The organism is Streptomyces sp. NEAU-sy36, from assembly GCF_013423905.1.
Lineage (GTDB): Bacteria > Actinomycetota > Actinomycetes > Streptomycetales > Streptomycetaceae > Streptomyces > Streptomyces misionensis.
In genome coordinates, this window is sequence record NZ_CP058977.1 from 7,229,829 (window position 1) to 7,242,478 (window position 12,650).

Annotated in this window: 10 protein-coding genes; 6 read left to right on the forward strand and 4 right to left on the reverse strand. The window is 67.7% G+C overall.

Translation table 11 applies throughout. The features are described from left to right. Nucleotides 1-250 precede the first annotated feature (250 nt). The 6 genes from HZZ00_RS31550 (at nucleotide 251) to HZZ00_RS31575 (ending at nucleotide 7,437) form a co-directional block, all read left to right on the forward strand. Nucleotides 251-1,279, forward strand: coding sequence for an ABC transporter permease (locus tag HZZ00_RS31550; RefSeq protein WP_180329570.1), 1,029 nt, complete (start codon nucleotides 251-253; stop codon nucleotides 1,277-1,279). Nucleotides 1,280-1,359: 80 nt separating this feature from the next. Continuing rightward, the gene (locus HZZ00_RS31555) at nucleotides 1,360-3,117 is read left to right on the forward strand and encodes an ABC transporter substrate-binding protein (RefSeq protein WP_180329571.1); all 1,758 of its coding nucleotides are present in this window, start codon (nucleotides 1,360-1,362) and stop codon (nucleotides 3,115-3,117) included. Nucleotides 3,118-3,212: 95 nt separating this feature from the next. Then, nucleotides 3,213-4,193: an ABC transporter permease gene (locus HZZ00_RS31560; RefSeq protein ID WP_180329572.1), complete on the forward strand. Its 981-nt coding sequence runs from the start codon at nucleotides 3,213-3,215 to the stop codon at nucleotides 4,191-4,193. Nucleotides 4,194-4,240: 47 nt separating this feature from the next. Continuing rightward, complete coding sequence (locus HZZ00_RS31565; RefSeq protein ID WP_070026940.1) at nucleotides 4,241-5,278, forward strand: ABC transporter ATP-binding protein; 1,038 nt, start codon at nucleotides 4,241-4,243, stop codon at nucleotides 5,276-5,278. A gap of 26 nt (nucleotides 5,279-5,304) precedes the next feature. Next, nucleotides 5,305-6,348 carry an ABC transporter ATP-binding protein gene (locus tag HZZ00_RS31570; protein ID WP_180329573.1) on the forward strand — a complete coding sequence of 348 codons (1,044 nt, stop codon included), beginning with the start codon at nucleotides 5,305-5,307 and terminating at the stop codon, nucleotides 6,346-6,348. A gap of 345 nt (nucleotides 6,349-6,693) precedes the next feature. Next, the gene (locus tag HZZ00_RS31575) at nucleotides 6,694-7,437 is read left to right on the forward strand and encodes a class I SAM-dependent methyltransferase (protein WP_180329574.1); all 744 of its coding nucleotides are present in this window, start codon (nucleotides 6,694-6,696) and stop codon (nucleotides 7,435-7,437) included. 13 nt (nucleotides 7,438-7,450) lie between these two features. On the opposite strand, the gene HZZ00_RS31580 is transcribed toward HZZ00_RS31575, so the two are convergent. The 4 genes from HZZ00_RS31580 to HZZ00_RS31595 form a co-directional block, all read right to left on the reverse strand. Continuing rightward, the gene (locus tag HZZ00_RS31580) at nucleotides 7,451-8,587 is read right to left on the reverse strand and encodes an ABC transporter ATP-binding protein (RefSeq protein WP_180329575.1); all 1,137 of its coding nucleotides are present in this window, start codon (nucleotides 8,585-8,587) and stop codon (nucleotides 7,451-7,453) included. A gap of 12 nt (nucleotides 8,588-8,599) precedes the next feature. Next, entirely contained in the window at nucleotides 8,600-9,622 is a 1,023-nt protein-coding gene (locus HZZ00_RS31585) for an ABC transporter ATP-binding protein (protein WP_180329576.1), read from the reverse strand. A 12-nt stretch (nucleotides 9,623-9,634) separates the two neighbouring features. After that, entirely contained in the window at nucleotides 9,635-10,615 is a 981-nt protein-coding gene (locus tag HZZ00_RS31590) for an ABC transporter permease (RefSeq protein ID WP_070026946.1), read from the reverse strand. An 87-nt stretch (nucleotides 10,616-10,702) separates the two neighbouring features. Beyond that, complete coding sequence (locus HZZ00_RS31595; protein ID WP_180329577.1) at nucleotides 10,703-12,511, reverse strand: ABC transporter substrate-binding protein; 1,809 nt, start codon at nucleotides 12,509-12,511, stop codon at nucleotides 10,703-10,705. Nucleotides 12,512-12,650 lie beyond the last annotated feature (139 nt).

Below are 12,650 nucleotides of genomic sequence, written 5' to 3' on the forward strand. Positions count from 1 at the left end.
GACACTCCACCATCCGCATATCGAACTTCTTGCCCGATTAGTCCAGTTGGTCCGATGTGAAGCACGGATTGATTACAGCGCGCTACCCGCGTAGCTACAGATCGACCAAGCGGAGGCAAAGAAGGTAAAGACAAAACCAAGCCGACCGAGAATTTATTGACCTTGAATGAATTGCGTTGAAAAAGTCCGGCGTAGCCCGTAGGGGAGCGCCCTGCGGAGTCATCAGACCCTCCCTTGGGCCAGGAGCACCATGACCTCCCCAACTCCATCCGCGGCCGCCCCGCTTGAGGTGACCGACGAGACCGTCACGAAGTCGACCACTTCGAGCGGTCCGAAGGGCAGTGAGAGCCGTTCCCCGGGCCGGCTCGCCTGGAAGCGCTTCAAGCGCGACAAGACGGGCGTCGTCTCGGCCTACATCGTGCTCTTCTTCTTCGTGATCGCGATCGCTGCGCCGCTGATAGCCAAGCTGTACGGCAAGAACCCGTACACGACGTACGCCAGCCAGGACCCCAGCCTGCTGGACATGTTCTCGTACCCGGCCGGCCCCAACGGCGGCATGAGCTCGCAGTTCTGGTTCGGCGTCGAGCCGCAGCTGGGCCGGGACGTGTTCACCTTCCTGCTCTACGGCATCCGCACCTCGCTGGGCATCGCGGTGGCCGCCACGATCCTCACGGTGGTCGTCGGTGTCGTGGTCGGCATCACGGCCGGCTACCTGGGCGGCAAGACGGACTACCTGGTCAGCCGGGTCATCGACATCCTGCTGTCGTTCCCGTCCACCCTGTTCTTCATCGCGTTCATGCCGGTCGTCTACGGCATCTTCGTCGCCCCCGACGACAACATCCCGACGTGGCTGCGCGCCACCGCCCTGATCGTGGTGCTGACCACGTTCGGCTGGGCCACCATCGCGCGTCTGCTGCGCGGTCAGGTCCTCGCGCTGCGTGAGCGCGAGTTCGTGGAGGCGGCCAAGGTCACGGGCGCGTCTCCGATGCGCATCGTGTTCAAGGAACTGCTGCCCAACCTGTGGACACCGATCATCATCCAGGGCACGCTTCTGCTCCCTACGCTCGTGACCACGGAGGCGGGCCTGTCCTTCCTCGGCGTCGGCATCATCGACCCGACCCCGGACTGGGGCGTGATGATCGCGCGTGGCGCCGGGTTCTACTCCCAGGACATCACCTTCATGCTGTTCCCGGGCATCTCGATGGTGATCTTCGTGGTCGCCTTCAACCTGCTCGGTGACTCCGTGCGCGACGCGCTCGACCCCAAGTCCAAGCGATAGCACGTCCTTCCACCCGGTCCGGCTCGATGGCGTCCGGCTGGTCACGACCGTCCGAATCGACCCCTATAGGCAGGCTCAGCATGTCTTTTTCACGTAGAAACTTCCTGATCGCCACCGGTGTGGCCGCGGCCTCCACGACTGTGCTGAGCGCCTGCAGCAGCGACGACAACAAGGCCACCGACAAGAACGTGCCGTCGGTGAGCAAGGCCAAGACCACGAACATCCCGGTGGGCACCAAGGCGGACTCCACGGGTCCGGCCCCCGAGGTCGCCGGCGCGGTCAAGGGCGGGACGATCTACTCGCTCGACCAGTTCGACATGGACCACATGGACCCGGCGCAGATCTACGTCGCGACCGAGGGCGCCATCACCCGTCCGATCATGCGTGGTCTGACCGGCTACAAGGTCGACGACAAGGGCGGCTGCACGCTCGTCGGTGACGTCGCCACCGACGCCGGCACCATGAAGAACGGCGGCAAGACCTGGTCGTTCACCATCAAGGACGGCATCAAGTGGGAGGACGGCTCCGACCTCTCCATGGACGACGTCCGCCACACGTTCGAGCGCCTCTTCGCCTCGTTCGTCACCGAGGGCCCGCGCTACGTCCAGCAGTGGCTCGTCGGCGGCGACAAGTACAAGGGCCCGTACGACGGCAAGCACATCGACTCGCTCGAGGTGTCCGGCAACACGATCACCTTCAACCTGACCGAGCCGCGCGCGGACTTCAACTACACGCTCGCCATGCCCGGTTACAGCCTGGTGAACAAGAAGCACGACACCAAGGAGAAGTACGACAAGCGCCCGTTCGCGCTCGGCCCGTACCGGATCGGCAGCCGTGACATCGGCAAGTCGCTGACCTACGTGCGCAACGACCACTGGGACCCGAAGACGGACCCGATCCGCAACGCGTACCCGGACAAGTACGTCTTCCAGTTCGGCTTCGAGCTGGTCGCCTCCACCGACCGCTACATCGCGGACAAGGGCAACGACCAGTACGCGATGTCGATCTTCAACGAGGTCGCGCCCGAGCGCATCGCCCAGGTCATGACCAACGCCACGCTGAAGAAGCGCGTGCTGACCCAGGTCGACACGGTCTGCTACTACTGGCCGATCAACATGACCCGGATCAAGGACGTCAAGATCCGCCAGGCCATCAACTACGCGTGGCCGCACCAGCAGATCCAGACGATCAACGGTGGCCCGGCCACCAACGAGATCGCCACCACCCTGCTGAGCCCGGTCACCCCCGGCTACGAGAAGTTCGACCTGTACGGCGTCGACAAGAAGCCCGGCGGCGACCCGGTCAAGGCGAAGGCCCTGCTCAAGGAGGCCAACGCGATCGGCCAGAAGCTGGTCATCGCCTACCAGCAGTCGGACACCCAGGTGAAGGTGGCCGTCGCGATCAAGAACGCGCTGGAGGCCGCCGGCTTCCAGGTCGTCAACAAGCAGGTCGACAAGTCGACCTTCTACAGCCAGATCGGCAAGCTGGACAACGGCTTCGACCTGATGGCCGCCGGCTGGAGCCCGGACTGGCCGAACGGTTACTCCGTGTTCTACCCCTGCTGGGACGGCAAGAACATCGGCGACGGCCGCAGCAACTACGCCCAGCTGAACGACCCGAGCATCAACAAGGCGATCGAGGCCGCCTCGAAGATCGCCGACGTCGAGCAGGCCAACAAGGCCTGGGGCGCGGTCGACCGCCAGATCATGGAGCTGGCGCCGGTGGTGCCGGACTACAACAAGATCCGCAACTGGATGTACGGCTCCAAGGTCGGCAACGTCGTCTACGACCCGGGCAACACCTGCGTCGCCCTGTGCAAGCTGTACGCGAAGAAGTAAGCGCGTAGTACCCACGGGGGCGGCCACGACCTGGCCGCCCCCTCGGCCCTCCCCCCTATCCCGGCGACGGCGCCCCGTCCGGAAAGTCACGCCCCATGCTCCGCTTCCTTGTCCGCCGAATCCTCGGCGCGCTGGTCATCCTGCTGGTCATCAGCGCCGTCACCTTCTGGCTCTTCTACGCCATTCCGCGTGACCCCGCCATGATGTCGTGCGGCAAGAACTGCTCGCCCGACATGCTCAAGCAGGTCCGGCACAACCTGGGCATCGACCACCCGGTCCCCGTCCAGTACTGGTACTGGCTGAAGGGCATCTTCGTCGGCCGCAGCTACGGCGACTTCGGCGACTGCGCCGCCCCCTGCCTCGGCTACTCGTTCGCCAACCGCGAGCCCGTGCTCGGCACCATCATGAACCGGCTGCCGCTGACCCTCTCGCTCGCCTTCGGCTCCGCCGTCATCTTCATCATCTTCGGTGTCGGCGCCGGCATGATCGCCGCCGTCAAGCAGGGCAAGTGGCAGGACAAGGTGGCCAGCTCCGGCTCGCTGATCGCCTCCTCACTGCAGATCTACTTCGTCGGTTACATCGCGATGTACTTCCTCGTCGCGAAGCTCGGCATCCTCGACAACCCGTCGTACACGCCGCTCACCGACAACCCCGCCGAGTGGGCCTCCGGACTGCTGCTGCCCTGGCTGGTGCTGGCGCTGATCTGGACCGCCAACTACACCCGTATGTCGCGCTCCCAGCTGGTCGAGACGCTCAGCGAGGACTACGTGCGCACGGCCCGCGCCAAGGGCCTGTCCCGCCGTACCGTCTTCTTCCGCTTCGCCTGGCGCGGCGCGATGGGCCCGATCGTCACCATCTTCGGCATCGACCTCGCCACCCTCGTCGGCGGCGCGATCATCACCGAGACCGTCTTCAGCCTCCAGGGTGTGGGCCGGCTCGCGCTGAAGGCCGTGGACCAGAGCGACCTGCCCATGGTGCTCGGCGTGACCCTGCTGTCCGCCGGCGCGATCGTCATCTTCAACATCGTCGTGGACGCCGTCTACGCCCTCATCGACCCGCGGATCCGGCTCGCCTGACCTCCGCCCCGTTCCCGACCCCCCGCATCACCCCCAGGAGCGTCCCCGTGACGAGCACCGATCAGCAGCCGTTCCTCTCGATCAAGGATCTAAAGGTCCACTTCTCCACCGAGGACGGCGTCGTCAAGGCCGTCGACGGTCTCAGCTTCGACCTGGCCAAGGGCCAGACGCTCGGCATCGTGGGCGAGTCGGGCTCCGGCAAGTCGGTCACCAACCTGACGATCCTGGGCCTGCACGACCCGGCGCGCACCTCGATCGAGGGCGAGATCCTCCTCGACGGCCAGGAGCTGCTCACCGCCTCCGAGCGGGAGATGGAGCGGCTGCGCGGCAACAAGATGTCCATGATCTTCCAGGACGCGCTGGCCTCGCTGTCGCCGTACCACACCGTCGGCGCCCAGATCTCCGAGACCTACCGCAAGCACACGGGCGCCTCCAAGGCCGAGGCCCGCACGCGTGCCATCGAGATGCTGCGCCGGGTCGGCATCCCGCAGCCGGACATGCGGGTGGACGACTACCCGCACCAGTTCTCCGGCGGTATGCGCCAGCGCGCCATGATCGCCATGGCGCTGGTCTGCGACCCCGAGCTGCTGATCGCCGACGAGCCGACCACGGCCCTCGACGTGACCGTGCAGGCCCAGATCATGGACCTGCTCAAGGATCTCCAGCAGGAGTTCGGCACCGCGATCATCTTCATCACCCACGACCTGGGTGTGATCGCCGACATCGCCGACGACGTGCTGGTGATGTACGGCGGCCGGTGCGTGGAGCGCGGCACCAAGGAGGAGGTGCTCCGGGACCCCCAGCACCCCTACACGCTGGGCCTGCTCAACTCCATGCCGAGCCTGAACGGCCCGGTGGACGTGCCGCTGACGCCGATCCCCGGCTCGCCGCCCTCGCTGCTCAACCCGCCGACCGGCTGCCGCTTCCACCCGCGGTGCGCCTTCGCCGAGAAGGTCGCGGGCGGCAAGTGCTCCAGCGAGCGTCCGGCCCTGGAGATCGTGGACGGCCGTGGCTCGGCCTGCCACCTCACCGCCGAGCAGAAGCAGGAACTCTTCGCCGACTTCGCCGCGACCCGGCACAACTGACGGACAGCAGACGGGACTTCACGATCATGAGCAACACGAACCCCCTCCTGGACGTCTCCGGGCTGACGAAGCACTTCCCGATCAAGGGCGGCTTCCCGATCCGGCGGACCGTCGGCGCGGTCCAGGCCGTGGACGGGCTGGACTTCCAGGTCGCCGAGGGCGAGAGCCTCGGCCTCGTCGGCGAATCGGGCTGCGGCAAGTCCACCACCGGCCGGCTGATCACCCGCCTGATGGAGCCGACCGGCGGCAAGATCACCTACCGCGGGCAGGACATCACGCACGCGGGCCGCAAGGCCCTCGCGCCGATCCGCTCCGAGATCCAGATGATCTTCCAGGACCCGTACGCCTCGCTGAACCCGCGGCAGACGGTCGGCAAGATCATCTCCGGGCCGATGGAGATCAACGACATCAACCCGGAAGGCGGCCGCGAGAAGCGGGTGCGTGAACTCCTGGAGATCGTGGGTCTCAACCCCGAGCACTTCAACCGGTTCCCGCACGAGTTCTCCGGCGGTCAGCGCCAGCGCATCGGCGTGGCCCGCGCGCTCGCCCTGGAGCCGAAGCTGATCGTGGCGGACGAGCCGGTCTCGGCGCTGGACGTCTCCATCCAGGCGCAGGTCGTCAACCTGCTCCAGAAGGTGCAGCGGGAGCTGGGCATCGCCTTCGTCTTCATCGCCCACGACCTCGCGGTGGTGCGGCACTTCTCGCAGCGCGTCGCGGTGATGTACCTCGGCAAGATCGTGGAGATCGGCGACCGCGAGGACCTCTACGAGAACCCGCGTCACCCCTACACCCGGGCGCTGCTGTCCGCGGTGCCCGAGGCGACGGTGGACGAGGAGCCGCGCGAGCGCATCCGCCTGGTCGGCGACGTGCCCTCGCCCATCAACCCGCCGTCCGGCTGCCGCTTCCGCACCCGCTGCTGGAAGGCGACGGAGAAGTGCGCGTCCGAGGCCCCGCCGCTGGTCCAGGTGGAGGGCAACAAGCCCGGTCACCTCACGGCGTGCCACTACCCCGAGACGCAGGACGCGGTGCCGGCCCCGCGTCTCGCCAAGGACCCCGAGGCGGCGGCCTGACACACCCCTTTTCCGTCGGTCGCTCCCTTGCCGGAACGGACTTCACCGGCCCATTGACCCGAGCCACCAGAACGTCCGCTCCACGGGAAGGAAGGCCCGCGTCTCCCCAAGACGCGGGCCTTCGCCGTACCCGGGACCATCGGCGGGGTGCCGGGCGAAAAGAGCGCCGCCCATCGGTGAGTCACCACTCCCGCCTTCCGTGGCATCCGTTCCCGGGCCGAGGGCGCGGAAGGCCGGATGGTCCAGCCCCGGCCGCACCCGGGCGTGCCCGGCACCAAACCGCGCACACCGCCCCCCTCTCCAAAAGCCCCGCGGCGCAAGCGGGTGGTATGACAGACTGCCGCGGTGGTGGATCACTCGTTCGTCGATCTCTCGCTCGCCGCGCTCTACGACGGCCTCAACTCCTGGGGCCCGAGCGACGAGTTCTATCTGCAGCTGGTGCGGCGGGCGGACGCCGTGCTCGATGTCGGCTGCGGCACGGGGCAGTTGCTGTGCAGGGCGCGGGCCGAGGGGCACCGGGGCCGGCTCGTGGGGCTCGACCCGGCCGCCGCCATGCTCGTCCAGGCCCGGCAGGCGCGCGCGGACGTCGAGTGGGTGCTCGGGGACACCCGAACGCGGGGCTGGGACGGCGAGTTCGACCTCGCGGTGATGACCGGGCACGCCTTCCAGGTGCTGCTCGGCGACGAGGACGTCCTCCAGTGCCTGCGGGCCGTGCGCAGGGCGCTGCGGCCCGGCGGGCGGTTCGCGTTCGAGACGCGGAACCCGGCCGCCCGCCCCTGGGAGCGGTGGACCCCCGACCGCGTGCGCGAGGTCGCCGCCCCCGACGGAGCCGTCGTACGCGTCCGGCACGAGGTCCAGGACGGCGGCCTGCGCGACGGCCGGGTCCGGTTCAGCGAGACCTACGAAAGCGACCGGTGGCCCACCCCCCGCGTCAGCCACACCGTCCTGCGCTTCCTGGACGCCGGGGAACTCGGCGCCTTCCTCACGGCCGCCGGCCTGACGGTCGTGGAGCAGTACGGCGACTGGGACGGCGGCCCGCTGACGCCCGCCGCCCCCGAGATCATCACCGTGGCGACGCCCGCCGCCTGACCCCGCCCCGCGCCTACCCCCGCGCCCCCGCGTCCGGTCCCGGCTCCTCCAGGGCCGCCAGCGCCGGGTCCAGCACGATGTCCTCCTCGCGCGCCTCGGTCGTCGGCTCCTCCGGGAAGTGGCACGCCGTCAGATGGCCCTCGTGGTTGCCGGCGATCCGGACCAGCGGGGGCTCCTCGGTGGCGCACTTGTCCTGGGCCTTCCAGCAGCGGGTGCGGAAGCGGCAGCCGGAGGGCGGGGAGATGGGGGACGGCACGTCGCCGGCGAGCCGGATGCGCTCGCGGCCGCCCGCCTCCCCGTCCGTGAGGCTGACCTCGGGGACCGCGGACAGCAGGGCGTGGGTGTAGGGGTGGCGCGGGCGGGTGTAGATGGAGTCCCGGTCGCCCACCTCGATGATCTTGCCGAGGTACATCACCGCGACGCGCTGCGAGAAGTGCCGCACCACCGCGAGGTCGTGGGCGATGAAGAGGAACGCGATGCCGAGTTCGTTCTGCACCTTCTGGAGCAGGTTGACGACCTGCGCCTGGATGGAGACGTCCAGCGCCGAGACCGGCTCGTCCGCGACGATCAGCTTCGGCTCCAGGGCGAGCGCGCGGGCCACGCCGATGCGCTGGCGCTGACCGCCGGAGAACTCGTGCGGGAACCGGTTGAAGTGCTCGGGGTTGAGACCCACGATCTCCAGGAGTTCACGCACCCGCTTCTCGCGGCCGCCCTCCGGGTTGATGTCGTTGATCTCCATCGGCCCGGAGATGATCTTGCCGACCGTCTGCCGCGGGTTCAGCGACGAGTAGGGGTCCTGGAAGATCATCTGGATCTCGGACCGGATCGGCGCCAGTTGCTTGCGCGAGGCGTGGCTGATGTCCCGGCCCCGGTAGGTGATCGTGCCGCTGGTCGGCTCCATGAGCCGGGTGATCAGCCGGCCGGTGGTGGACTTGCCGCAGCCCGACTCGCCGACCAGGCCGAAACTCTCGCCGGTGTGCACGGTCAGGTCGATGCCGTCGACGGCCTGCACCTGCCCGACGGTACGGCGGATCGGGAAGCCGCCCTTGACGGGGAAGTGCTTGGTCAGCCCGGAGACCTGGAGCAGCGGCTCGCCCTCCGTGTCACCGCCGCGCTCGCGCTGGGCCGGGAGGACCAGGTCCTCTTTCATGACAGTGTCCTCCTAGCCCAGACGGGGCTTGATCTCCTCGATGAAGATGGTCCGCTTCTGGTCGGCGCCCAGATGGCACGCCGACGCGCGGCCGGGGCCGATCGGCGGCCGTTCGGTCGTACAGCGGCCGGTGCCCGCCACCCGGTCCTGGAAGGTGCAGCGTGGATGGAAGCGGCAGCCGCTCGGCGGGTTGAGCAGCGAGGGCGGGGTGCCCGGGATCGGGGACAGCCGCGCGGCCGGGTCGGAGTCCAGGCGCGGCATGGAGTTCAGCAGGCCCCAGGTGTACGGGTGCTGGGGCGAGCGCAGCACCTCTTCGGTGGTGCCCCGTTCGACCGCGCCGCCCGCGTACATCACCATGATGTCGTCGGCCATGTCGGCGATCACCCCCAAGTCGTGGGTGATGAAGATGATGCCCGATCCGAACTCCTGTTGCAGGTCCTTCAGCAGATCGAGGATCTGCGCCTGCACGGTCACGTCGAGGGCCGTGGTCGGCTCGTCGGCGATGAGCAGGTCGGGGTCGCAGACCAGGGCCATGGCGATCATGGCGCGCTGGCGCATACCGCCGGAGAACTGGTGCGGGTAGTCCTTCGCCCGCTGGCGGGGGTTGGGGATGCCGACCTTGCCCAGCATCTCCACGGCGCGTTCCCAGGCGTCCTTCTTGGAGGCGCCGTTGTGCTTCATGTACGGCTCGGCGATCTGCCGGCCGACGGTGTAGTAGGGGGACAGCGCGGTGAGCGGGTCCTGGAAGATCATGGCGACCTTGTTGCCGCGCAGCTTCTCCAGCTCCGACTCGCGCGCGGTGGTCAACTCCCGTCCGTCCAGCAGGATCTCGCCCTCAACGGTGGTGAACATGGGGTTGTGCAGGCCGAGGATGGTCAGGTTCGTCACCGACTTGCCGGAGCCGGACTCGCCCACGATGCCGAGGGTCCTGCCCCGTTCCAGGTCGAAGGAGAGTCCGTCCACGGCCCGTACGACGCCGTCCTCGGTCTTGAAGCTGACATGCAGGTCCCGCACGGAGAGGAGAGGTGTGCTCATGGTTGTCTCCCCCTAGGACAGCCGCACGCGCGGGTCGATGAAGGCGTACGCGGCGTCGACGACGATGTTGAAGAGCAGGATCATGGTGGCGGCGAACAGCATCACGCCGAGCAGCAGCGGCAGGTCGCTGAAGAACACGGACTGCACGGCGAGTTGGCCGAGGCCCGGCAGGCCGAAGGTGTACTCGGTGATGATGGCGCCGCCGAGCAGGGAGCCGAGGTCGATGCCGAAGATGGTGACGATCGGGATCAGCGAGCCGCGCCAGGCGTAGCGGAAGAAGACGTACCGCCGGGACATGCCCTTGGCCCGGGCCGTGCGGACGTGTTCCTCCTGGAGCTGTTCGATCATCGCGGACCTCGCCATACGGGTGTACTGCGCGGCGAAGATCGTGGACAGCACGACCCAGGGGATGATCAGCCCGGTGAACCAGGTCAGCGGATCGCCGGTGAAGTTGTTGTAGGCGGGTTTGTCGAACCAGTGGGTCTGGTAGACGAGGATCGCGAGGGCCAGCGGGCCGAGGAAGTAGATCTGCAGCGAGCTGACGACCATGGCGCCCGCGGTGGCCGTCTTGTCGACCATGGTGCCGCGTCGCCAGGCGGCCAGCAGACCGGTGCCGAGGCCGACGATCAGGAAGCACACGGCCGCGCCCAGGGTGAGCGAGACGGTGGTGGGCAGCCGGTCCATCAGCGTGTTCCAGACCGGGTCGTTGGTGTGGTACGAGTAGCCGAAACAGGGCGCGGGGCACGGGCCTTGGGCGAACTGGCTGCTGCCCGCGACAAGGTTGTGCAGGAAGATCCAATACTGCTCGGTGATGGGCTTGTCGAGCCCGAGCACATGGTGGATGTTCGCGATGCTGTCCGGGTTGCAGGTCTTGCCGCACATCAGCAGCGCCGGGTCCCGGGGCACCCCGAAGAACAGCACGAACGTGACGATGCTCAGCAGGAACAGAATGACGACGGCACCGATGATCCGGCGGACGAGGAAGCGCAGCATGACAGGGCAGCTCTCAGACGTCGGCGGTCCGGGCGGTACCCGGCACTCCCCCGCGGCGGGGTCGCGCCGGGTACCGGCGGAAGACGGTTACTTGATGTAGAGGCGACGCGGGTCGACGCCGCCGATCACGTCGTCGAAGACGAGGCCGCCGACCTTGGAGCCGGCGATCTGGGTCTGCTTGTAGTACGCGGTCGGAACCTCGTTGACCACCTTGGTGAGGAGGTACTTGTCGAGCTTCTCCCACTCGGCGGCGGACTTGACCGGGTCGGTGATCGTGTTGATGCGGTCGATCTCGCTGTTCACGTGCGCGTCGTTGATCTGCGAGTAGACCGAGGCACCGTCGGCGATCTGCCGGCCGTCGTACAGCGGCGGAATGACCGTGGAGGCGGACGGCCAGTCGGCGCCCCAGGCGGTGTGGAAGATGTCGTAGGGGTTGTTCAGCTTGGAGACCTGGTCGTAGAAGGTCTCGGCCGGGATCTCCTGGCGCTGCACGTTGAAGCCGGCCTTCTTCAGGCCCGCCGCCATGGCGGTGGAGTACTGCTGGCCCTCGGGAGTGTTGATGTAGCCGAAGGTGAGCTTCATGTTGAGCTTGCCGGCCTCCTTGAGGAGGGCGTGCGCCTTGGCCGGGTCACCCGCGGGCTTCTTCTTCTTGCCGAAGGGGTCGAAGGAGGCGTCGTAGCCGCTGACGGTCGGGCTGATCAGGCCGCCGGCGACCTCCATGGCGTCGGTGCCGCCGTAGGCGCGGACGAAGGGGGTGACCGGCAGGGCGTAGGCGATGGCCCGGCGGACCCGGATGTCCTTCATCTCGGGCTTGCTCATGTTGATGTTCATCTGGCCCACGTACGACTGGTAGCCGGAGACCGTGCGGGACTTCAGCTTCGGGTCCCCGAGCACCTGGGAGAGGTTGCCCGCGTCGACCTGGTTGTTGAAGCTGATGCCGGTCTGGTCGGGGCCGCTGTCGGCGAGCAGCGCCTTGGTGGAGGCCTCGAACTGCTGGTTGAAGGTGATGTTGAACCGGTCCACGTACTGGTGGCGGATCGGGTCGGTCTTCGGGTCCCAGTTCGGGTTCTTGACCAGCACCATCGACTTGCCGGACTGGAACGACTGGACCTTGTACGGGCCGGTGGTGACCGGGGTCTTGTCGTACTTCTCCTTGGTGTCGCCCTTGGCGGAGACGACGGAGTAGCCCGCCATGGCCAGCGCGTACGGCAGGTCCGGGTGGGGCGTCTTGAAGTGGAAGACGACGGTCTTGTCGTCCGGCGTGGACAGGACGCTGTCCGGCAGGTGCTTGCCCTTGTAGGGGCCGTCGGGCAGCAGCTTGCGGTAGCCGGTGCCGCTGGTGTTCGCGAGCCACTGCTGGATGTAGGTCGGGCCCTGGTTGATGAAGGGGGCGAACAGCCGCTCGAAGGTCTGGCGGACGTCCTTCGAGGTGATCGGCGTGCCGTCCTCGAACTTGATGCCGTCCTTGAGCGTGTACTTCCAGGTCTTGCCGCCGTCGGTGGTGGTGCCGGAGTCGGTGGCGAGGTCGCCGACCACCTCGTGCTGCTTGCCGTCGTCGCTGGTCGCCTTGTAGCCGGTGAGGCCGCGGTGGATCAGCTGGGAGACGGTCATCTCGTCGTTGACGTAGATCTGCCCCGGGTCGAGGTGCGCGTAGCTGTCGCGCTGGAGCACCTCCATGCTGCCGCCGGGCTTGGCGCCGGGCACGGGGGCCGCCGGGCCGGTGGAGTCGGCCGCGTCGCCGAACTTGATGGCGGCCTGCTGGCGTTTGGCGTTCTGCTGGTCCTGCTTGGAGTTGTCGCCGGCGTCGCTGCCGCCCTTGCTGCAACCGGTGAGCACAAGAGCTCCGGCCGCGAGCACGGAGAGTGCGCCGTATGCGTGGCGTCCGCCCCTACTCATCACGAGGATTCCCACCCATCTGTGTGTCACCAGTGCGTTGTGTGTGTCACCGGTACGAAAAGGACTGTGGCGTGGTGCGAGGAGTGCTGAAGTGACGTGCGGTGAAGAGGAGTTGCCGAAGACGCGGCCGGCGGCCGCT